A 21,523-nucleotide genomic window follows, 5' to 3' on the forward strand; every position below is an offset into this window, starting at 1 on the left:
GAAGGTCTTGTCGGCCAGGACCAGACCGGTGAAGGTCTTGCCGTTGACGGTCAGGGTGACGGTGTCGCCCTCTTTCACGTCGCCCCCCACGCGACCGGTCACGGCGATGTCCTGCTTGGACTCGGCCGCGTTGATCACGTCGTCCTGAGTGATGTTGGCATCGAGCTCGATGGCCAGGGCTGGTGCAGTGCTATCCACACTGCCATTATCGGTAGCGATACCGGTATTGCCGGAGGGATCAGTCACCGAGGCCGTCACATCATAAGGGCCATCAGCCAGCGGGGTGATGACATCGACGCTGAAGCTGCCATCCGGATTGACCGTGGTGATCAGGGTCTGCTGGTTACCGTTGGCATCGGTCACCAGCAGGGTCACTGTGCTGCCCGGCAGCGCATCTGTGGTTCCGGTCAGGGTCGGGGTCTTGTCATTGGTGTTGTCAGGAGCAGAGACGGTAATGACGGGCGCCGTCAGATCGACGTTCTCGTCCTCACCATCCCGCGCCTCGGCAACAATGCCCGGCTCATCTGGGTTGGCCGTGTCGAAACCAGCGGCGGCTATGGTGGCATCACCGGTTCTATCGATGGAGACAAAGCCACCGTTGCCACTGGCGCCCGCAACGCCACCGGCATTGCCGGCGGCAGGAGCACCACCCGCGGCAGAGGCTTCAAAGGCCTTGGTGGGGTCAACCCCTTCGAGAATGGCTTGCTGCAAGGCGGCGATGTCATCCGGCGTCTGCGCTGCATTATTTTGCGCCAGCAGGATATCTTCCGCGGCAGGGATGGGCTCTTTGGTCGGGCTCAGGGTAAAGGTCGTCTCCCCCCCCTGGAAGCTGGCGCCGTCCGGAGCAAGCACAACAGCATCCTTGGGCAAGACATCGCCTTCGGCCAGCGGGATTTGGCTTCCATCTGCTGCAACCAGATAGACTTTGCCTTTCAACTGGGTAATGACGACATCCTGTTCCAAAACGATATTGTGGCTGCTCATCGGTCTCTCCTGAATATCTATGGGCATACTTTTCCAGCCTCTACTGTGCCCGTCCCTGAGCCCAGAAACCAGTTAGAAAATTCGAACGAACAGACTAATTCGGGACTGGATTGAACGATGGAGCAGAACTGTGGGAGAGTGTGATAATGCCAATTAAATCAATAGCATTTTATATAACAGGCAGGAGACTGGAGCCTGATGCTGGCTCCAGCCTAGGGGTCTCAAGCTCCGGCCCAGAGCAGGATGGCCAGCAGTTGGGGCGAGATAATCCGAAGGAACATCACCAAGGGGTAAACCGTTGCGTACGAGAGCGCGCTGGCTCCGCTTGTAGGGTGCATGGCATTGGCAAACGCCAGCGCGGGCGGATCCGTCATGGAGCCCGCCAGCAACCCGCAAAGCGTGAGGTAGTTGAGCTTGCCGTAGTGACGAGCCAGCAGCCCGACCACCACCAAGGGGATCAGGGTGATCGCCATCCCGTACATCACCCAGGCAGGACCGTCGCCGTTGATCAGGGTATCGATGAAACCGGCGCCGGATTTGAACCCCACCACCGCCAGGAACAGCACTATGCCGAGCTCCCGCAGGGCCAGGTTTGCACTCGGCGGCATGAACCAGTAGAGCTTGCCGATACTGCCGATACGCGACAGGACAAGGGCGACCACCAGCGGTCCACCCGCCAGCCCCAGTTTGAGGGCCGCGGGGAAACCAGGCAGATAGAAAGGAATAGAACCGAGTAAAACCCCCAGCCCGACACCAATGAAGACCGGCAGCATCTGTACTTGCTGCAGCTTCTGCTGCACGTTGCCCACCACGCTGGTCACCGCCTCGATGGCATCGAGGCGTCCCACCAGGTTGAGAATGTCGCCAAACTGCAGGCTGGTCTGACTGGTCGGCACCAGTTCGATCCCCGCCCGGTTGAGACGGGAGATGACCACATCGTATTTTTGCTTGATGTCGAGATCGCGGATCCGCTTGCCGAGCACCTGCTCGTTGGTGACCACCACCCGCTCGACCCGCAGGTCCGTGCCTCGGGTGGAGAGCGAAGTATCCACCTCCTCCCCCAGCACCAGCAACACCTTGTGCAGGGCGTGCTGCTCGCCGACCAGATGCAGCAGATCGCCGAGTTCGATGCGGGACTCCGGCCTCGGGACCATCAGCTCCTCACCACGCTTGAGGCGGGAGCAGATGACGTCCGCTTCATCCAGACTCGGGATCTCCCGCAGCATCAGACCGTGCATATTCGGGTTGCGCACCGCGATGTTGATGGTCTGCAGGCTCTCCTTGCCCTTGTTGGCCTGCTGCTCGAACGCCGCCGCCTCCTCATCGATCTTGATGTGGAAGAACACCCGGATGAACCACATGGTGAGCAGGATCCCGCAGATCCCGAATGGGTAGGCCACGGCATACCCCATCCCCATGGTACTCATCATGTCGGGAGCGGCTCCCAGCTCTCCCAGGATCTGCTGACCCGCCCCGAGGGAAGGGGTATTGGTCACCGCACCGGAGAAGATCCCGAGGATGGCAGGCAGCGGCACGTCAAACAGCTGATGCAGCCCGACAGCCACCAGGGCGCCGAGCAGCACCAGCAGGGCGGCAAAGCCATTGAGCTTGAGTCCGGAGCTGCGCAGGGAAGAGAAGAAGCCGGGGCCGACCTGGATGCCGATAGTATAGACAAACAGGATGAGGCCAAATTCCTGAATAAAATGAAGTGTTTGCTCGTTCAATTGCAAATCGGAGAGGCCGGCGAAGTGCCCCACTATGATGCCGCCAAACAGCACCCCCCCTATCCCCAAACCAACGCCATAGACTCGCCAGTTTCCCAGCCAGAGCCCCAGCACTGCCACCAGCGACAATATGCTGATGGAAAGCGCGATTTCACTCATTGCATGCATCCTTTCCAAACCAGACTGTCGTTAGCTTGTCAGCAAATGCAGGAGGCAACTGTGGGATGCCGCACGAATTCAGGCTTTCATTGGCGCCAAAATACCAATTAAGGGCTAGTCAACATAACCATAAATGGCCGCAAAGTGGCAGGCGCTGCCCCCCAGCACGAACAAGTGCCAAATGGCATGGTTATAAGGGATGCGTTTGGATGCGTAGAAGATCACCCCCAGACTGTAGATGAGACCCCCTATCCCGAGCAGCAGCAGCCCCTCCCCCGCCAGATGAAGGTAGAGCTGATACACCACCACCAGCGATAGCCAACCCAACAGCAGGTAGGTAAACAGAGACAGTCGCTTGAATCTATTGATAAAGACCAGCTTGAACGCGGCCCCTGCCAGGGCCAGCACCCAGATCACCACCATCAATCCCTGAGCCAGAGGCGTGTCCAGGGCGACCAGCAAGAAGGGGGTATAGGTCCCCGCGATCAGCAGATAGATGGCGCAGTGATCAAACAGCTTGCACCAGCGCCGTGCCGTTGCCGACGCCACGCTGTGATAGAGGGTCGAGGCGAGATAGAGCAGCACCAGACTGATGCCATAGAGGCCGTAGCTCAGCAATACCTGGGGACCCTCATCCCAGCCTTTGTGCAGCAGCAGGGCCAGCCCCAGGATCCCGAGCAGCAGCCCCAGCCCATGGCTGAGGCGATTGGCCCACTCCTCCCGCGGGGAATAACCGGTCACATTACTCATCACTGCCTCCTGCCAAAACTCGCCTCACTCTAGCGGCCCTCATTTAAGGCTACAAGTGTTAGCTCAAAATAAAAGTGCCGTCACGGAGCGCGGCGCGATGCGCAGGAGATGGCTGCTCCCCCTGCCCCTTTGGTGTATGCTCTGCGGCCGGCGCCACACCCCGGGCAAGGCCCAAACTGGCGTAGTCTGCCCCCACGCAGGTCTGGAGGACCCGATGACACTGACTGATCTCTTCACACAACCGGATCCGGCCTTCGGCCAGGCCATGACGGCCCTGCTGGAGACCTTCCATCGTTCGGACGACAGTCAGGCGCCCTATCAACGGGACCAGTTCATCCACCAGTTCGATCAGTCCCGCATGCCCGCTGCCGGCATGAGCACCCAGGAGTACCTGGCCCGGCTGGCGACCCTGGTTCCCGGCGCCTCGCACCTCACCTCCCCCCGCTACATGGGACACATGACGGCGCCGCTGCCGACCTTTACCGCCGAGCTCTCCCGCCTGCTGGTGATGCTGAACCAGAACCCGATGAAGATGGAGTCTTCCCGCCTGCTCAGCTTCCTGGAGCGGGAAGTGCTGGCCAAGCTGCATCGCTTGATCTACCGCCAGAGCGACGATTTCTATGCCAGCCAGATGCACGCCAAGGATGCGGCCCTCGGCGTCATGACCAGCGGCGGTACCATCGCCAACGTCACCGCTCTCTGGCTGGCCCGCAACCAGGCCTGTGGTGACAACCTGTTTTCTCTCTATGAACAGGGCTATCGCGGCGCCGTGATCCTGGGGTCGCGGCTGATGCACTACTCCTTCGACAAGGGCATGGATCTGCTGGGTCTCGGCGCGGCCAGCGTGTGGCGGCTCGATACCCATGATGACAATCGCCTCAGCCTGGCGGCGCTCGAATCCGCACTGGCTCGCTGCAAGGCGCAAAAACTCAAGGTGCTGGCCCTGGTCGGCGTCGCCGGCAGCACGGATTTTGGCTCCATCGATCCCCTGCCTGAACTCGCCGCCATCGCCGGACGGGAGGGGATCCACTTCCATGTGGATGCCGCCTGGGGCGGTCCCACCCTCTATTCCCCCCGCTATCAGGAGTTGCTGGCCGGGATCGAGCAGGCCGACACGGTGACGCTGGATGGTCATAAACAACTTCTGGTGCCGCTCGGTACCGGCATGCTGCTCTGCCGCCAGCCGGACCTGATGATGACGGTCAAGCGGGAAGCCCCCTATGCCATTCGGGCGACCTCCTTCGATCAGGGGCGTTTCACCCTGGAGGGGACCCGCCCCGCCAATGCGCTCTATCTGGACGCCGCCTTCCAACTGCTGGGCCAGCAAGGCTATGCCGGGCTTATCGAGGCGAATTACGACAGGGCCAGGCTGATGGCCAGGCTCATCGAAGAGAGCCCGGCCTTCGAATTAATCTCTGCCCCCGTGATGAACCTGCTCTCTTACCGCTGCATTCCGCCACATCTACAGAATAAGGCACTGGATGATGCCGCCAACAGGCAGATCAATGACTTCAACGTGGCGCTGCAGAAGGCGCAGCGGGCCGAGGGTCACAGCTTCGTCTCCCGTACCCAGCGGGCGGTCGGCCGATACGGCGAGCAACCCCTCACGCTGCTGCGGGCCGTGCTGCTCAACCCGCTGATCGAGCAACACCACATCCAGGACTTGCTGGCGGATCAGGAGCGCCTTGGCAAGGTGATCGCCCACGAGCTATTTGGGGCAAAGGCCCCGCAGGCCTGATGCCGGAACATCATCGGCCGGATAACGCAGCCAAGATCCGACAGCGCGGGAACTGGCGACGCAACAGCGCGGTCTTATTCATTTGCCGTTGTCTGGCAGGCAGGTACACTGAGTGAAATTTTGAGGTTAACGGACCCAGCATGAAGCAGTTTATTGAATTCATTCCCCTGATCGTCTTCTTCGCGGTCTACAAGTTTTACGACATCTACATGGCCACCGGTGCCCTGGTGGTGGTCACCGGCCTGCAACTCGCCTACAGCTGGATCCGCTATCGCAAAGTAGAGAAGATGCAGCTGTTCACCTTCCTGCTGGTCGGCTTCTTCGGCGGCCTCACCGTCTTCTTCCACGACGACACCTTCATCAAGTGGAAGGTGACCGTGATCAACGTGCTGTTTGCCCTCGCCCTGCTCATCAGCCGCTACGGCTTTGGCAAGAACCTCATCAAGCAGATGCTGGCCAAGGAGCTGCAGGCGCCCGATCGCATCTGGGATCATGTCAACCTAGGCTGGGTCGGCTTCTTCGCCCTCTGCGGCCTGCTCAACCTCTATGTGGCCTTCAACCTGTCCCAAGAGGTGTGGGTCAACTTCAAGGTGTTCGGCCTGCTCGGCCTGACCCTGGTCTTCACTCTGCTGAGCGGCGTCTATCTCTATCGCCATATGCCTGCCGAGCAGAAGGCCGAACAGGACAAATAACCGCAACCAGAAAGGGATTGTTCCATGTGGTATCTGATCTACTCCGAAGACGTCGCGGGCAGCCTGCCCCAGCGCAAGCTGGCTCGCCCCGCCCACCTCGCCCGTCTGCAGGCACTGCAGGATGAGGGGCGGCTGCTGACCGCCGGCCCCAACCCGGCCATCGACGCCGAGGATCCTGCCGATGCGGGTTTCACCGGCAGCACCGTCATCGCCGAGTTTGGCAGCCAGGAAGAGGCCAAGGCCTGGGCCGACGGCGATCCTTATGTGGCGGCTGGCGTCTACGCCAAGGTCACCATCAAGCCTTACAAGAAGGTGTTCTGAGTCAGCCGCGCCCCTGGCTGTGTTCAAACATGCGAAAGGCCGGACAATGTCCGGCCTTTCTATTTGGCTCGCGAGAACGGCGGGGTGGCTCAGGCCTTGGCCACAAACCAGGGGTTGAGGATATCCGGCTTGTTGTAGGCAAGGGGAGCCCCATCGAGCTGGGTCACGCTGCCCCCGGCTCCCTCCAGCACCGCCTGGGCCGCCGCCGTGTCCCATTCGCAGGTCGGTGCCAACCTGGGATAGAGTTCGGCCCCGCCCTCGGCGATGATGCAAAACTTCAATGAGCTGCCCATGGCGATCAGCTCAATCTCCCCCTTCGCCATGTCGCCGAAACGGGCCAGATAATCCAGAGTGGCCTGAGAGAGGTGATTGCGACTGCCCACCACCTTCCAGACCTGCCCCTCGGCATGGGGGCGAGTCTGGATAGGAGCTGTGCCACTCGCATCTGTCCGCCAGGCCCCGACTCCCTTGCCGCCATACCAGAGCTTGTCCAGCACGGGGGCATAAACCAGTCCCCAGACCGGCCTGCCCGCCTCGATGAGCGCGATGTTCACCGTGAACTCCCCGTTGCGGGAGACGAACTCCTTGGTACCATCCAGAGGGTCCACCAGCCAGTAGCGTGACCAGTCAAGCCGCTCCTGCATGACACCCGCATCCGACTCCTCCGACAGCACGGGGATCCCTGGCGTCAATGTTGCCAACGCCCGCACGATGATCTCGTGAGCCCCCTTGTCGGCCGCGGTCAGCGGGCTCTCATCCTGCTTGTATTCCACCTCGAAGGGTTGATGGTAGATGGCCAGGATGGCACGACCTGCGGCGCGGGCGATGGGCTCCAGATCGGAAATGGCGGGTTGGGACATGGAAAAGGCATCCTGTTCAAATGGTTAGCCAGTGTAACCGAGGAGACGGCACCCGGCTTATAGCTGATTCACCTGAGTTATTCCCTGCTAATTCTGACAGACGAAAAGTGGCGCAGCTCGGCTAGCTTTCTATAGCCGTATGGCACCTAACAAGGACGTAAACCATGAACTACAAAACACTCACTGCCGCCCTGCTGCTGGGCGCGCTGCCGCTCTTTAGCCAACCCCTGCTCGCCGCCGACAAGCCGGCCACCCAGCCCGCCGCAACCGTCAACCAGGCCAAGGAGAGCGGCAAGGTCAACCTCAATACCGCCAGCGCCGATGAGCTTGCATCCCTGAAGGGCATTGGCGAGAAGAAGGCCCAGGCCATCGTCGATTACCGTGAGAAGCAGGGCAAGTTCACCTCGGTGGAGCAACTGGAGGAGGTGAGCGGCATCGGACCCGCAACCCTGGATGCAAACCGGGACATGATCATCGTCAAGTAGCGAGTCAAGACCCTGTTTCTCCTGTGGGCAGCCAGTGGCTGCCCTATTTTTCTTCGGGTATCATGAGCCCACTTCGTATCTTCGGACTCACTTCCATGAAAAAGACCCCTCTCGTTGTTCGCAAGGCCGTTCTCCCTGTCGCCGGTCTGGGCACTCGCATGCTGCCCGCCACCAAGGCCATTCCCAAGGAGATGCTGCCGGTGGTCGACAAGCCACTGATCCAGTACGTGGTGCGTGAGGCCATCGCCGCCGGCATCAAGGAGATCATCCTGGTGACCCACTCCAGCAAGAACTCCATCGAGAACCACTTCGACAAGAGTTTCGAGTTGGAGGCGACCCTGGAGAAGCGGGTCAAGCGTCAGCTGCTGGAAGAGGTGCAACACATCTGCCCCAAAGACGTGACCATCATGCACGTGCGCCAGGGTGAGGCCAAGGGTCTGGGCCATGCGGTGCTCTGCGCCCGCCCGCTGATCGGCGATCAACCCTTTGCGGTGCTGCTGCCGGACGTACTGATCGACGAGGTGGCCAGCGATCTCAAGCAGGACAACCTGGCCGAGATGGTGCATCTGTTCGAAGACGATCAGATCAGCCAGATCATGGTGGAAGCCGTGCCCGAGCAGGATGTGGACAAATACGGCATCGCCGACATCAAGGGCGAGGCACTGACCGCCGGCATGTCACTGCCGATGCAGGCCATCGTCGAGAAGCCCCCCCGTGACGAGGCTCCCTCCAACCTCGCCGTGGTCGGCCGCTACGTGCTGTCTGCCAACATCTGGCCCCTGCTGGAGAAGACGCCGGCCGGCGCCGGGGACGAGATCCAGCTGACCGACGCCATCGCCATGCTGATGGAGAAGGAGCAGGTCAACGCCTACTTCATGAAAGGCCGCAGCCACGATTGCGGCAGCAAGTTTGGTTATATGAAGGCCAATGTGGAATATGCCAGCCGCCACAAGGAGCTCGGCAAGGAGTTCACCAGCTGGCTGAAGCAATTTGCCAAAGAGTTGTAATCGCTGAATATTTGCACAATATACAGAATAAAAAACTGGGCATCATTCGATGCCCTTTTTCATTTTTTAAACAAAAAATCAACCATCGATAGATAAAATAACGTCAAAAACGCTCGTTGTAATTCGATTCCGCTTGTTTTATAAGAAAGATGGCTTGTTCCTAGCCCTTGCATAAAATTTCTAAAAAAATATAAGACACAGGTGGAAGTTCCAATGAATAACCCGTCCAAAGGGACCTTTTTAGGTCACCCTAAAGGGCTTTTTTTGCTCTTTAGTACCGAACTGTGGGAGAGATTCTCCTATTACGGCATGCGTGCCGTGCTCGTCCTCTATCTGACCGACATGACTGCCAATGGCGGCATGGGCTGGACACAAGCCGATGCGCTCAAGCTGTACGGCATCTACACCGGCCTGGTCTACATCACCCCCATCATCGGCGGCTGGCTGGCGGATACCTTCCTCGGTCAACGTCGCGCCATCCTGTTTGGTGCCATACTGATGGCGGCCGGCCAGTTCACCCTGGCCCTGCCCCACACCATGTTCCCGGACATGGTCAACACCGTCTTCTACGCGGGCCTCGGTCTGCTGATCCTGGGTAACGGTCTGTTCAAGCCGAACATCTCCACCATGGTGGGTGACCTGTACAAGGAAGGGGATCATCGCCGCGACGGTGCCTTCACCATCTTCTACATGGGCATCAACCTCGGCTCCCTGCTGGCTGGCGTGATCTGTGGCGCTGCCGCCACCGCCTACGGCTGGCAAGCAGCCTTCGTCAGCGCCGGTATCGGCATGCTGCTCTCCCTGGTGGTGCAAGCCACCATGGCCCAGCGTTTCCTGGGTGACATCGGCCGTGTACCGGCCGCCCAGCGCGCCGCCGAGCAACGCTCCAAGGAGCAGAAGGCTCCGCTGACCAAGCAGGAAGTGGATCGCATCAAGGTCATCCTGGTGCTGGGCCTGTTCACCATCATCTTCTGGGCCGGTTTCGAGCAGGCCGGTGGTCTGATGAACCTGTACGCACAGGAATACACCGACCGCATGATCGGCAGCTTCGAAGTGCCGACCGCCTGGTTCCAGTCCCTGAACCCCTTCTTCATCATCACCCTCGCCCCGATCGTGGCGGCCATCTGGATCAAGCTCGGCAAGAAAGAGCCGAACTCCCCGGTGAAATTCGCCATGGGCCTGCTGTTCCTGGCCGTCGGCTTCCTGTTCATGATCGGTGCCGTGCTGGAGCAAGGTGGTGATCAGGCAGTCAAAACCTCCATGTTCTGGCTGGTCGGTGCCTACCTGTTCCACACCCTGGGCGAGCTCTGCCTCTCCCCCATCGGTCTCTCCATGGTGACCAAGCTGGCTCCGCTGCGCCTGGCCTCCCTGATGATGGGGGCCTGGTTCGGCTTCGTGGCCCTGGCCAACTATGCCGCCGGCTTCATCGGCTCCTTCGTGGGCGAGTCCGGCGCCATGGCCATCTTCGGCGGTATCGCACTGGCCGCCGTGATCAGCGCGCTGATCCTGCTGACCATGGCCAATCGCCTGGTCTACTGGATGCACGGTGCCGAAGGCCCGGCCAAAGCCGCCGACGACAGCGACAAGAAACTGCAATCCGCCACCGTCTGATCGGTCAGGATGCAGCAACAAAGAGGGCGCCCATTGGGCGCCCTCTTTGCTTTCCGGCTTGTGGCTCGCGATCTCAGTGATGGCGCACCTGCATCTTCAACGCGCTGCCGCTGTCACTGCGAAACTGCAGTTCGAATGGCTCGTGCCAGCTGCGTTTGTGCAGGCTGTAACGGCTGCTGCGCATCAGCCCCAGGGGCAAGCCCCCCGAGCGCATCAACCAGCGCGGCGAGGTGAGACCGGCATTGGCAAACACCAGACCATCCTCCTGATCAAACAGCAGGGCGGCCATGGAGAAGGAGTGGCGCAACCCCGACTCCAGCAGTTGCAGATTGAGGTAATCCAGCAGGCGATGGGGCTGGGTCAGCAGCAGACTCTCCTGCTGCTGGTATTGGCGGTAGGGCCCGTTCATCAGGGAGCGCACCAGTGCGCTGCAGAAGGCCGCATCCATGCCAAGGAGGGGCAGCTCCATCACCAGCACCAGCAGCTTGTCATCCAGCTTGAAGGTATCGGGGATGAAGAGGTTGCCCATGCCGGCGAAGGTCACCTGCCAGGGGCCCCACTCCTGCAGACCTGGGGGGGCCAGCCAGGCCAGCAGACGGCTGGAGGCTCTGTCGTGGGCACGGAAGAAGTCCATGTGCTCCATCAGCTCGAGCTGCTGGCTCTGATGCCCGACGCCCGCCAGACACTGGTCGATGCTGCGCCGGATCTGGTCATAGTCGGAGACCGGCTTGATGAAGAAGTCCTTCGCCCCGGCCCGCAGCGCCCGCTCGATGGCGGCCATCTTGTCCTGACCGGAGATGACGATGACGGGCACCTCGGGATAGCGAGCGGCGAGGCAGGCTATCACTTCGTGGCCATCCATATTGGGCATGTTGAGATCGCAGAGCACGATGTCGGGGTGATAAAGGGCGGCGGCGGAGAGCCCTTCAATGCCATCTTCGGCCTGAAAGACACAGGCCCCCTCATGCTCGAGATAAGTGACAAGGGAGTGGCGAAAAACCGCCTCATCCTCTACCACCAAGATCCGTAGTCCGGCTTTTGACATCTTGACAAAGCTCTTATTAGTCAGCGTGTTAGTTGGATATTAAGCCTAGATCATGTGGGGTCTATATCGCCACCCAAGGATGCAATTGCGCGTCATGAATCTGCCGATGCCCGGCCCAACTGGTTGAAATAGACTGACTATTTCATCAATATTTTTTGGTGCCCAGAGGCATTGCCAGCCCTGGCACCACGAATTGTATGCAGCCCCACCATGAGGGATAATGCCCTCATTCCCGATTGTGAAGCAGACCATGACCCCAGCCGAATACAGCGCCCTCGCCCATCCCAGGTTGTCCCATCCGGCCCGCAGCCTCTATACCCTGCAACTGCGCCGGCTGGTGCTGGAAAACCGGCAGACCCGGCTCAACTACCCGGAGCTCGGGCGCGCGCTGGCGGTGGTCGATCCGGGCGATCCCAGCGGTTTCTGCTATCAGGTCAATGCCAGACAGCTGACCGAGCTGCTGGATGAATTGATGGAAGCAGAATTGTTGCAAGTCGAGGCCCATGGCGACAGTGGGCACTATCATCAGTGCCCCTTCCTGCTGCCCCTGCTGAGTCAGCGCGTACGCAGCCCGCTGCCGGAGCGGCCGTTCCAGATGCACCTGCAGTGGCGCCCGGATGAGGAGCTGCCCGCCCTCGCCCGGCTGTGCGGCGTGATCGACGCCAGCTACAGCGAGGAAGATCTCGGGGAGTTCATCGCCTACTGGCTGGGCCGCCCCGAGGTGTTCGACTCCCAGCACCAGTGGATGCTCAAATTCATCCGTACCCTGAAGAGCCGCCGTTACGCCCGCCGCCAGCCGATGGAGATCAAGGGCTATCAGCAGGTCAGCCCGCCCCCGGTGGAGTCCGGCCCGAGCAGACGGGCACAGGAGATGATAGAAACCGCCAAGCGCCTGGCCCAGGAGCCGGATAATGATTGATCCCAGGCATCGGCAGCAGGCACTATTGGCCGCACCGTCGGCCACACCCCTGTCCGCCCTTTACCCTTTCCCTCGCAGAAGGAGCCATTCATGACAGACCCGCAAGATCCCCTGCGCCAGGAGCTGGAAGAGATCGAGGCCAGACGCAAGAAGATAGCCAGAGCCAAGCAGGATCAGCGCGTGCACGATCCCGAGCTGAGCCAGCATGTGGGTGGCCTGCTGGAGCGCATCCGCCGCCTGCAGGCCCAGACCGGCGGCAGCCAGTACGATTACGAGACCCTGCGCAAGGAGTACGACGCCAAGGCGAACGAGGAAGTACGCGAGCTGCAGAAGGCGGCGCGCCAGGAGCGGATCCTGAAGCTGATCGCCCAGGCCGACCTCAACCCTGACTGGATCTTCGACAAGATGGATGCCACGGATCCGGCGCTGCAATATCCCATCGAGACCGCCCGCTACTTCATCAGCGGCTTCGAGCACTGGGAGAAGAGCGGCGGCGGCTGCATGCTCATCTACGGGGACTACGGCACCGGCAAATCGACCCTGGCGGGAGCCGTCGCGCACGAGTTGATCGAACGTCACCAGAAATCGGTGATCTTCCAGCAGTGGGCCTCCATCGTGGATCGGTTGTTCTTCAACGTCATCCAGGATCAGGAGGAGCGCAACCAGTATCGCCGCGCCCTGGAAGAGGTGGATTTGCTGATTATCGACGAAGTGGCCGCCAACCGCGCCAAGATGGCGGAGAGCCAGTCCAGCTTCCTCGGCCACCTGTTGCGCCGCCGTCGCAACCTGTCAAAGAGCGTCATCATCATCACCAACCACAGCCCCCAGAGCCTGCACCAGGCCATCGGGGACTTCAGCTTCGAGGCGATCAAGGCCTTCAACCCGGTGGATATCCACCTGAGTGGCCCCAGTCGCCGCCCCAGCATCGGCCACTACAACGGCTGACTCTGCGGGCCGACGTCATCGACGTCGGCCCGTTGCTTTTCTGCTCTCCCTTCACAGATAAAAACAACTCTCATTTACATCCCCTCTTCCAGGCCCTAGGCTACCCCTTTTCTTCAAGGGAACTCTCTCATGCCGACCATTCTCATCTTCGGAGCCAGCCGCGGGCTGGGCCGCGCCTTCACCGAGCAGGCACTGCGCCAAGGCCACAGGGTCGTCGCCCTGGTACGCAACCCCGACATGGCCGCCGAGCTGCAAGAGCTGGGGGCCGAGACGGTGCAGGGGGATGCCCTGGACTCGGCCGCCGTGGCCGCAGCCTGCCAACTGGCCGGCAGCGAGGCCCGGGTGGTCTCCACTCTGGGCAGCTTCCGTCAGCAGCAACCCGTGGATTATCAGGGCAACCGCCAGGTGATCGACGCCATGGAGCAGGCCGGACTCAAGCGCCTGCTGCTGGTCACGTCCCTCGGCTGCGGCGACAGCTGGCAATACCTGCCCGAGCGGGCGCGGGAGGCCTTCGGTCACGAGGTGCGGCTGAAGAGTCTGGCGGAGAGCTGGCTGCAGACAAGCGGGCTTGAATGGACCATATTGCGGCCAGCCGGCCTGCAGGATGGGGAGGCGACCGGCAAGGCAGTGCTCAGTCAGGGGCAGGAGGTACACGGCCTGGTCAGGCGCCAGGACGTGGCGCTGCAGGGTTTGCAACTGCTCACCGACCTGCAGGCCCTCGGCCAGATCTACGCCATCGGGGAGCCCGGCCTGCAACGCAGTTAAGCCGCCATTCGGGTGCCGGATCTTTGAAAAACGGTCAGCTTTCGCTGACCGTTTTCATATCGGGTTCGGTGCCCTGACGCTGACGCCAGGCCAGCAAGAGGATGGCGAGCAGGCCGTTGAACAGGGCCAGCCCCCACAGCTGCCACCAGTAGCCAGAGACCTGGGAAAACGCGGCCCCCATCTGGTTCAGACGCAGGAAACCCTCGATGGCCGGGGTACTCGGCACCCACTGGGCCAGCCAGTTGAGCGGCGCAGGGATGAGTTCGAGAGGCCAGATAAAACCGGCAAGGAACACCAGCGGCAGGGAGGAGACCAGCACCACCTGGGTTGGCAGATCCCGGCGGGTAAACAGCGCCCCCAGCACGATGCCGAGCCAGGTGGTCGCCAGCAGGAACGGCAGGGTGAACAGCCAGAGCGCTCCCGGCTCGGCGCTGCGCGCTATGCCGTAGTAATCGAAGCAGAAGCCGAAGAAGTAGGTCACGGGCAGCACGAAGATCCCCCCCAGCACCAGGGTTCTGGCCAGCAGCAAGGCCCAGACGGGCGCCTGCTGCCAATAGCCACGTTCGCCACGGCGGCTGAGCTGGTTCTGGGTCGCCCCCAGGATGCCGGCCCCCATCAGCAGCACCTGATGCAGGATCAGCACGAACACCGCAGGCACCACGTAGTTCACATACCCCATGGAGGGGTTGAACACCGGCAGCACGTTGAGGCCCACCGCATTCCAGCCCACGGCCGCCTGGGGCAGCGCCTCCCCGTGGCTCAGCAGGCGCGCCACCTTCACCTGAGCGGCCAGGGTGCCGCCCGCCTGGGCCAACCCCTCGGCGATGGTGCCGTACACCAGGAAGTAGGAGGCGTCCCCCGCATAGCTCAAGGTCACACTACGGCCCAGCATCAGATCCCGATAGAAGTGGCGGGGGATGTGCAAGATGCCGCTCGCCTTGCCGGTCAGCAGCCAGTGGCGAGCCTCGTCCAGGCTGGCGACCCGCGCCACCAGTCTGACCTGGGGCGTGGCATCGGCCATGAACTCCAGCTGGCGGGAGAGCTGGCTGCCATCGTCATTGACCACCACCACCGCCTCTTCCCGCGGCAATTGATTCAGGTAAGGCTGGGGATAGAGGAAGGAGTAGAAGAAGACGCCACCAAACAGGGTCAGCATGATGGCCCTGTCCGTCAGCAGACTGCGCAGCTCGAGGCGCAGCAGATCCCAGAAGCCCATCATGATTTGGCCTCCCCGGCCCCGGGGCCCAGGGTCGTCTGCGGTCGATAACGGCGCACCACCACGAGCAGGGGCAGCAGGAACAGCAACAGGGCGCCGAACTGGGGCAGGGTCGCCCCGAGCGGCAGACCGTAGTTGGTCTGCCCTATCTGTAGTTCGACGTAATGGGAGATCGGCAACAGGCTGCGCCAGAACTGGGCAAGATCCCCCATGGCACTGACCGGGAAGGTGACTCCCATGAAGGCAAAGCCCGGTGCGGTGTAAGCCCCCGCTATCGACAGCGCCCGCGCCGGATCCCGCAACAGGGCGTAGAAGAAGGCCCCCATGCTGACGCAGGCGGCCGATGCCAACCCAAGCCCAAGCGTCAGGATCAGCCAACTACCCTGCATGGGATAGCCAAACGCCATAAACAGCAGCAGACTCCACCCCAGCCCCCAAGCCCAGCCGATGAGCACGTGAGGCAACAAAATGCGCCACAGGCCCTTCCAGACCCCTTCACGGGCCCAGTTCAGGCCGAGTCGGTCTAGCCGTGCCAGTGCATTCAAACCGTAGAGCACCACCAGGATCTGCCACACCGCGGGCAGCAGAGCACTCAGCAGGAACTGGGCGTAGCTGGAGTTGAGGTTGTAGAGCGCCGTGATCTGGCTGGTGATGGGCAGAGACTGTCCCAGCGCGCCGGGCAGCGCCTTGCCATCCGCCATGGCCGCCAATACGCCGACCTGACCGTTGAGGGTGCCGACCACCTGGGCCAGGGCCGAGCTCACCAGCTTGGCGATGAGGATGAACTGGCCGTTGTTGAGCACGGTGACCTGAGGTTGGCTGCCTTCCCGAGCGTCCCGCTCCAGATGGGCGGGGATCACCACCAGGGCGTAGATACTCCCCCCTCGCAGCGCTCTGGCTCCCTCGTCGATGGAGTCGAACTGGTCGCTGACCTTAAGCCCGCTCGAACCATCCAGCGAGAACGCCAGCTGGCGGGAGAGCGCACTCCTGTCCAGATCCACCAGGCCTATCTTGAGATCCCGTGCAAGCCCCGCCGAGAAGATCCAGCACAGGATCCCGATCAGCAGCAGCGGGAGCCAGCTCGCCAGCGCCCGCCCGAAGGGATCCTGCCACAGTCGTCGCCACTCGCTGTTCATCAAAGCTCGACCAGTACGCTCATGCCGACCCGCAGCCCCTCAACCGCTTGCAGGGGACGGGCCTCCACCTGGAAGCTCTTCATGTCGAAGCCCTGACGGGTATCGGTGGCGCGCCAGGTGGCAAAGTCGCCCATGGCCGCGACATGGCTTACCTTGAAGCGGATCAGCTGATCCCCAAGGCCGGGAATGCGGGCGTCGAACTCGGTGCCCACCGGGAAGCGGGGCAACAGATCCTCACGGATGTGGAACTGGGCCCAGGCATCCTCCATGTCGAGCAGGGTCACCACGGGGAAGCCCTGGGGAGCCAGTTCGCCACTGCGCAGCAGCACCTGAGCCACTTCACCGGCGTGCGGAGTGACAATGCGGGTATCGGCGAGATAAGCCTCCACCTCGGCCACTGAGCCTGCCGCCATCTTGGCCTGCTCCCGGGCCGCCACCTTGGTCTCCTCCCGCGCCCCTTCAAGGGTCATCTGATATTGCTGCCAGGCCATGCCTTCGCTGTACTTGGCCGCCTGCCAGGCGGTCCAGGCCTCGTCTCGCTTCTGCAGGGGCATGACGCCGTCACGGTGCAGGTTGGCGATGCGGGCATAGGTCTTGCCATGGAGCAGGGCCGCCGCCTTGGCCTGTTGCCACTGATCTTTTGCCGCCGCGATCTGCTGGGCCCGCGCCCCCTTCTCGGCCTCTTGCGCCAGGGCGCCAGCCGCCGCCTGACCCGCCTTGGCCTGACTCAGCTTGGCCTCGATCTCCGGGCTCGCCAGGGTGAAGGCGAGCTGTCCCTTGCTCAGCAGATCCCCCTTCTTCACCAGCACCTCATCGATGCGCCCCGCCACCTTGGAGGAGACGGAGTATTGCTGCGCCTCTATCTGCCCTTGCAGCCGTACCGGCTCCGGCTGATAGGCGAGCCAGAAGCGCCAGCCCAGCCAGATGACCAGCAACACCAGCGGCAGGGCCAGCCACAACGGCTTGCCTCGGCTCATCTTCTTCTTGATGGGGGAGTGACTCATGCATTCACCTCGGCAAACGGGCGACCCTTGGCGGTCGAAACACAATGTGGGATCAACAGCGCAGGGCTCATGAATTCACCTCGATGGCCTGACCATGCTGATATTGATTGAAACTGTTCATCTGACCGGAGAGCGCCAGCAATCGGGCCAGGGAGATGACGTATTGATAGGCGGCGGCCGCGCGCTGGGTCTTGACCCCCGCCAGCTGATTCCGGGCATCCACCACGTCCAGCGAGGTGGAGAGCCCCTGGCCGAACGCCTTGTCCCGCAGCCGCACGTTCTCCTGCGCCAGCGCCTGGGTGGAGGCGAGGGACTGATACTCCTCCAGCCCCTGAGCCGCCTCGCGCCAGGTCTTCTCGACCAGCAACTCCAGATCCTGGCGGGTCTTGGCCTGCAGCAGATTGACCTGCAGCTCGGCGCTCTTGGCCGCCTGCACCGTCTCCGAGCGGCCGTCACGGCTCACCAGCGGCATGCTGACCCCCACCCCGACCAGCCAGTCCGGCGTGGTCTTGGAGACGATGGAGTCATCCTCATAGAGGTTGTAGTTGCCGAACAGGAACAGCTCGGGGGCATATTTGCCCTTCTCCAGCTTGATCATGCCCTGGGCCTGCTCCTTCTTGGCCGCCAGCAGCTTGAGACCGGGGTGTACCGCCAGGGTCTCCTGCACGAAGGGGTCGAGTTGCGGCATGCCTGAGTTGATGAAGAGGCGGGTATTGGGCTCCGCCTGCTTGAGTTTGAGCATATGGCCGAGGGCCAGCTGGGCGATCTCCAGGCTGCGCCGCGCCTTCTGGGTATCGATGCGCGCCCTGTCATAGGCAGACTGGGCGGAGAGTCGCTCGACCTTGGCGATCTGGCCCTGGGCCTCCAGCTTCTGGGCATGATCCAGATGATGGGCCAGCCCCTGTTCTATCTCCTGCTTGGTCTGCACCACCTGCGCCGCCAGCACCACGCCGAAATAGGTCTGGGAGAGGCTCTCGAAGGTGGACTGCTGCTTGAGCACCAGCAGCTGCTGCGCCTCGCTCACCTGAGCCTGGCGAATGTCCTGGGCCGCATCGATGCGCCCGCCGGTGAACAGTGGCCACAGCATCTTGACCGAGCTGGTGACCACGTTCTGCTTGGTCAAGGGAGTGACGAAGTCGCTCGGACTGAGGTTCAGCGCCTGCATCACGGGCCCCAGCACCTTGCCAAACTCCGGGTGGTTGGCGATGGGATTGAGATCCAGCATGTCCAGTTCCATCGGCTGATCGAGGTGGGTATAACTGGCCCCCACATCCACCTTGGGCAGATACATGGCCTTGGCCGCCTCACGCAGCTGCTCGGCTCGCGCCACGCCCGCCTGTTCCGCCGCCAGACCATCATCCTGCTGGATGACCCGGCTCCAGGCTTCGGTGAAGCTGACGGTCTGGGCCTGAGCCGAGCCCAGCATGGCGCCCAGCAGGCACGGACTGAGCAATTTGATGAACCTTGACGTCATACATCCCCAAAATCTATTTGTAATGAAATTGTGTGGAGCCTTTGCTCGATTCAGGCTCGCTATCATAACGTAAACCCATGGCGGAGGGAGACTCACAAATCGTGACACCCCTCACTCATTTGACCCCGCCTATCGTCCCAGACAATATGTCTGATTTTCAAGCACTCCTGAATTTGCAAGCCTTGGCGCGACGTTTTTTTCAGAAAAAAATGGCTGACGCTCAAATACTAACCTTTTCTCCTGACTAAAAAATGCGTAATATACGCCGCCCTAAGCCGATGGTAACCGTGTAATGCAGATAGGTCCCCACACGCTTGAAACTCCCCTGATCGTGGCCCCCATGGCCGGTGTAACAGACCGACCATTTCGTGAACTTTGTTTGCGATTGGGTGCCGGCATGGCCGTTTCCGAGATGCTGCTGGCCAACCCGGATGTCTGGGATACCCAGAAAACCAGGATGAGAATGGATCACTCTGCAGAAGGCGGCTTGCGATCGGTCCAGATTGCCGGGGCTGACCCCGAGATGATGGCGTTTGCTGCCCGCTACAACGTGGAGCAGGGCGCTCAGATCGTCGACATCAACATGGGATGCCCGGCAAAAAAAGTGAATAAGAAGTTGGCAGGTTCCGCCCTGCTGCGCCAACCCGATCTGGTCAGAACCATCTGCCGGGCCGTGGTGGATGCAGTGGACGTGCCTGTCACCTTGAAGATCCGCACAGGATGGGATCCGGATAACCGCAATGGCGAGGAGATCGCCCGAATCGCCGAAGATTGCGGTATCGCGGCCCTTGCCGTGCATGGTCGTACCCGCGCCTGCCTCTACAAGGGGGAAGCGGAGTACGACACTATCAGGGCGATTAAGCAGGCCGTATCGATTCCTGTTGTCGCCAATGGCGACATAGACAGCCCGGAGAAGGCCCGGTATGTCCTCGACTATACCGGCGTCGACGCCGTGATGATCGGCCGTGCAGCGCAAGGACGACCCTGGATTTTCCGGGAAATCCGTCATTTTCTTGAGACGGGCACCAAGCTGCCACCTCCCGACAGGGAAGAGGTTCGCACCCTGATGAACGAGCATGTTACCAACCTGCACCAGTTTTACGGTGCATATCTGGGAGCGCGCATTGCCCGTAAACACGTGGGCTGGTATCTGGATGAAGAAGAGACGGGCCGAGAATTCCGTAAACATTTCAATGCCCTGGATTGTGCTGATGCACAGCTGACGGCACTTGAAGTGTATTTCGATGGATTAGGTTAACGCATAACTAAAGAGCCGACCGAATATGTTCGAACAAACCCTGACTTCTGATGCATTGGTAACAACTACTCACAATCACGCCGCCGAGCCGACCCAGCGCCCCCTGCGTGACTCTGTGCAACAGGCCCTGCGTAACTACCTGGCCCAGTTGAACGGTCAGGAAGTGATTGATCTGTACGATATGGTTCTCTCCGAAGTCGAAGCCCCCATGCTGGACGTGATCATGCAGTACACCCGTGGCAACCAGACTCGCGCCGCCGTGATGATGGGCATCAACCGTGGTACCCTGCGCAAGAAACTCAAGCGCTACGGCATGAACTGATTTCAGTCTCCTGCTGCAGTTGCAGACGAAGGCGTATCCCAGCGATGGGATACGCCTTTTTCTATGGCCATCATTCGGCGGCCAGCTTGATCCCCAGACCCACAAACAGACCCCCCATCACACGGTTGAGCCAGGTCCCGACCCGGGCTGGCAGGCGCAGCTTGCTGCTCGCAAAGGCGGTAGAGAAGGCCAGCAGATGGCACCAGATCATGCCGTTGAGGTTGAAGATGCAGCCCAGCACGATGAAGGCCAGCGCCTTCTGTGGCGCGGCGGGATCGATGAACTGGGGGACGAAGGCGAGGAAAAACAGCGCGACCTTGGGGTTGAGCACATTGGTCAGCAGCCCCTGCCGGTAGATGCGCCCATAGGAAAGCCTGGGCAGCGCCACTGACCCTTCTCCTGCCACTGCGGTACTCGCCTTTTGCCTGAGCAGTGAAATCCCCAGATAGACCAGGTAGAGCGCCCCTGCCAGCTTGATGACGGCAAACAGCTCGGCCGAGGCACTGAGCAGGGCTGACAGCCCCAGCGCCGCTGCCAGCACGTGTACCATGGTGCCTGTCCCTATCCCCAGCGCCGCCACCGAGCCGGCTCGCCAGCCCTGGGAGCCGCTGCGCAGCATGATGAGCAGGGAGTCCGGTCCCGGCATCATGTTCAGCAACAAGCCCGATACGATAAACAACGCCAGATCGTGGATCCCCAACATAGACAGCTCCTTGTGCATGAAACACCTAGTCTATGGATCCCGTCGCGCTTGTCACTCCCGTCTCTCGCGATAGTGATTATCAATACAGGGCATAGTTGCCTTGTAGTTGCAGTTGCAGTTGCAGTTGCAGTTGCAGTTGGAGGTGGAGGGAAGATGTGGAGAGAAGAAGCCCGGTAGTCCGGTAGTCCGGTAGTCCGAGACAGGTAATCGGAGGTGCAGGAGGCAGTTTGTTTGACTAGTTTGATATGGTTTTACGATGTGGTTGTCTAATAAACAGGCTCTTATTGGGCAAAATATCTGCAAAATTCCAAATGTCAGCCAATAAAAAAGCCCGCTCAGATGAGCGGGCTTCTTCTAATTGGGTGCCTGGCAGTGTCCTACTCTCGCATGGCGAATGCCACACTA

21 protein-coding genes are annotated in these 21,523 nt (G+C 61.1%); 11 read left to right on the forward strand and 10 right to left on the reverse strand.

The window, feature by feature from the left end; all coding sequences use genetic code 11:
* The 3 genes from ACW5W7_RS21030 to trhA form a co-directional block, all read right to left on the reverse strand.
* A partial coding sequence (locus ACW5W7_RS21030) for a retention module-containing protein (RefSeq protein WP_456502973.1) occupies positions 1-984 on the reverse strand: 984 nt, incomplete at its 3' end.
* A gap of 221 nt (positions 985-1,205) precedes the next feature.
* Positions 1,206-2,867: a putative transporter gene (locus ACW5W7_RS21035; RefSeq protein ID WP_456502974.1), complete on the reverse strand. Its 1,662-nt coding sequence runs from the start codon at positions 2,865-2,867 to the stop codon at positions 1,206-1,208.
* A 114-nt stretch (positions 2,868-2,981) separates the two neighbouring features.
* Complete coding sequence (gene trhA, locus ACW5W7_RS21040) at positions 2,982-3,617, reverse strand: PAQR family membrane homeostasis protein TrhA (RefSeq protein WP_456502975.1); 636 nt, start codon at positions 3,615-3,617, stop codon at positions 2,982-2,984.
* A 214-nt stretch (positions 3,618-3,831) separates the two neighbouring features.
* Between trhA and ACW5W7_RS21045 the strand changes: the two genes are divergently transcribed.
* From ACW5W7_RS21045 to ACW5W7_RS21055, 3 genes are all read left to right on the forward strand, one after another.
* Entirely contained in the window at positions 3,832-5,355 is a 1,524-nt protein-coding gene (locus ACW5W7_RS21045) for an aminotransferase class V-fold PLP-dependent enzyme (RefSeq protein WP_456502976.1), read from the forward strand.
* 140 nt (positions 5,356-5,495) lie between these two features.
* Entirely contained in the window at positions 5,496-6,047 is a 552-nt protein-coding gene (locus ACW5W7_RS21050) for a septation protein A (protein ID WP_456502977.1), read from the forward strand.
* Between the two features lie 24 nt (positions 6,048-6,071).
* Positions 6,072-6,368 (forward strand): YciI family protein, encoded by a 297-nt coding sequence (locus ACW5W7_RS21055; protein ID WP_349919424.1) that lies wholly within the window; start codon positions 6,072-6,074, stop codon positions 6,366-6,368.
* An 89-nt stretch (positions 6,369-6,457) separates the two neighbouring features.
* On the opposite strand, the gene cysQ is transcribed toward ACW5W7_RS21055, so the two are convergent.
* Positions 6,458-7,228 (reverse strand): 3'(2'),5'-bisphosphate nucleotidase CysQ, encoded by a 771-nt coding sequence (cysQ, locus tag ACW5W7_RS21060; protein ID WP_456502978.1) that lies wholly within the window; start codon positions 7,226-7,228, stop codon positions 6,458-6,460.
* Positions 7,229-7,392: 164 nt separating this feature from the next.
* On the opposite strand from cysQ, the gene ACW5W7_RS21065 reads away from it, so the two are divergent.
* The 3 genes from ACW5W7_RS21065 to ACW5W7_RS21075 all read left to right on the forward strand — a co-directional run bounded on the left by ACW5W7_RS21065 (position 7,393) and on the right by ACW5W7_RS21075 (position 10,331).
* A complete protein-coding gene (locus tag ACW5W7_RS21065; RefSeq protein WP_456502979.1) occupies positions 7,393-7,713 on the forward strand; it encodes a ComEA family DNA-binding protein in 321 nt (106 codons plus the stop codon).
* 95 nt (positions 7,714-7,808) lie between these two features.
* Positions 7,809-8,720, forward strand: coding sequence for a UTP--glucose-1-phosphate uridylyltransferase GalU (galU, locus tag ACW5W7_RS21070; RefSeq protein ID WP_349919429.1), 912 nt, complete (start codon positions 7,809-7,811; stop codon positions 8,718-8,720).
* A 213-nt stretch (positions 8,721-8,933) separates the two neighbouring features.
* Positions 8,934-10,331: a peptide MFS transporter gene (locus ACW5W7_RS21075; RefSeq protein ID WP_349919430.1), complete on the forward strand. Its 1,398-nt coding sequence runs from the start codon at positions 8,934-8,936 to the stop codon at positions 10,329-10,331.
* Positions 10,332-10,404: 73 nt separating this feature from the next.
* On the opposite strand, the gene ACW5W7_RS21080 is transcribed toward ACW5W7_RS21075, so the two are convergent.
* Complete coding sequence (locus ACW5W7_RS21080) at positions 10,405-11,376, reverse strand: response regulator (protein WP_349919432.1); 972 nt, start codon at positions 11,374-11,376, stop codon at positions 10,405-10,407.
* A gap of 250 nt (positions 11,377-11,626) precedes the next feature.
* Between ACW5W7_RS21080 and ACW5W7_RS21085 the strand changes: the two genes are divergently transcribed.
* The 3 genes from ACW5W7_RS21085 to ACW5W7_RS21095 all read left to right on the forward strand — a co-directional run bounded on the left by ACW5W7_RS21085 (position 11,627) and on the right by ACW5W7_RS21095 (position 14,005).
* Positions 11,627-12,295, forward strand: a complete 669-nt coding sequence (locus ACW5W7_RS21085) for a DnaT-like ssDNA-binding domain-containing protein (protein WP_456502980.1) — start codon at positions 11,627-11,629, stop codon at positions 12,293-12,295.
* A gap of 90 nt (positions 12,296-12,385) precedes the next feature.
* Positions 12,386-13,240, forward strand: coding sequence for a DnaA ATPase domain-containing protein (locus ACW5W7_RS21090; protein WP_349919434.1), 855 nt, complete (start codon positions 12,386-12,388; stop codon positions 13,238-13,240).
* 129 nt (positions 13,241-13,369) lie between these two features.
* A complete protein-coding gene (locus ACW5W7_RS21095) occupies positions 13,370-14,005 on the forward strand; it encodes an SDR family oxidoreductase (protein ID WP_456502981.1) in 636 nt (211 codons plus the stop codon).
* Positions 14,006-14,039: 34 nt separating this feature from the next.
* Here ACW5W7_RS21095 and ACW5W7_RS21100 read toward each other — a convergent pair whose 3' ends face one another.
* The 4 genes from ACW5W7_RS21100 to ACW5W7_RS21115 all read right to left on the reverse strand — a co-directional run bounded on the left by ACW5W7_RS21100 (position 14,040) and on the right by ACW5W7_RS21115 (position 18,835).
* Entirely contained in the window at positions 14,040-15,224 is a 1,185-nt protein-coding gene (locus ACW5W7_RS21100) for an ABC transporter permease (protein WP_456502982.1), read from the reverse strand.
* A complete protein-coding gene (locus ACW5W7_RS21105) occupies positions 15,221-16,357 on the reverse strand; it encodes an ABC transporter permease (RefSeq protein ID WP_349919437.1) in 1,137 nt (378 codons plus the stop codon). The genes ACW5W7_RS21100 and ACW5W7_RS21105 overlap by 4 nt, the downstream gene beginning before the upstream one ends.
* A complete protein-coding gene (locus tag ACW5W7_RS21110; RefSeq protein WP_456502983.1) occupies positions 16,357-17,361 on the reverse strand; it encodes an HlyD family secretion protein in 1,005 nt (334 codons plus the stop codon). Before ACW5W7_RS21110 ends, ACW5W7_RS21105 begins: the two co-directional genes overlap by 1 nt.
* Positions 17,362-17,428: 67 nt before the next feature.
* The gene (locus tag ACW5W7_RS21115; RefSeq protein WP_456502984.1) at positions 17,429-18,835 is read right to left on the reverse strand and encodes a TolC family protein; all 1,407 of its coding nucleotides are present in this window, start codon (positions 18,833-18,835) and stop codon (positions 17,429-17,431) included.
* Between the two features lie 292 nt (positions 18,836-19,127).
* Here ACW5W7_RS21115 and dusB point away from each other — a divergent pair, with 292 nt between their 5' ends.
* Complete coding sequence (gene dusB, locus ACW5W7_RS21120) at positions 19,128-20,093, forward strand: tRNA dihydrouridine synthase DusB (protein WP_349919442.1); 966 nt, start codon at positions 19,128-19,130, stop codon at positions 20,091-20,093.
* Positions 20,094-20,118: 25 nt separating this feature from the next.
* The gene (fis, locus tag ACW5W7_RS21125) at positions 20,119-20,415 is read left to right on the forward strand and encodes a DNA-binding transcriptional regulator Fis (RefSeq protein WP_005309538.1); all 297 of its coding nucleotides are present in this window, start codon (positions 20,119-20,121) and stop codon (positions 20,413-20,415) included.
* A 70-nt stretch (positions 20,416-20,485) separates the two neighbouring features.
* On the opposite strand, the gene ACW5W7_RS21130 is transcribed toward fis, so the two are convergent.
* Positions 20,486-21,118, reverse strand: coding sequence for a LysE family translocator (locus ACW5W7_RS21130; RefSeq protein WP_456502985.1), 633 nt, complete (start codon positions 21,116-21,118; stop codon positions 20,486-20,488).
* Between the last annotated feature and the right edge of the window lie 405 nt (positions 21,119-21,523).

The sequence above is a fragment of the Aeromonas intestinalis genome, from assembly GCF_054052485.1.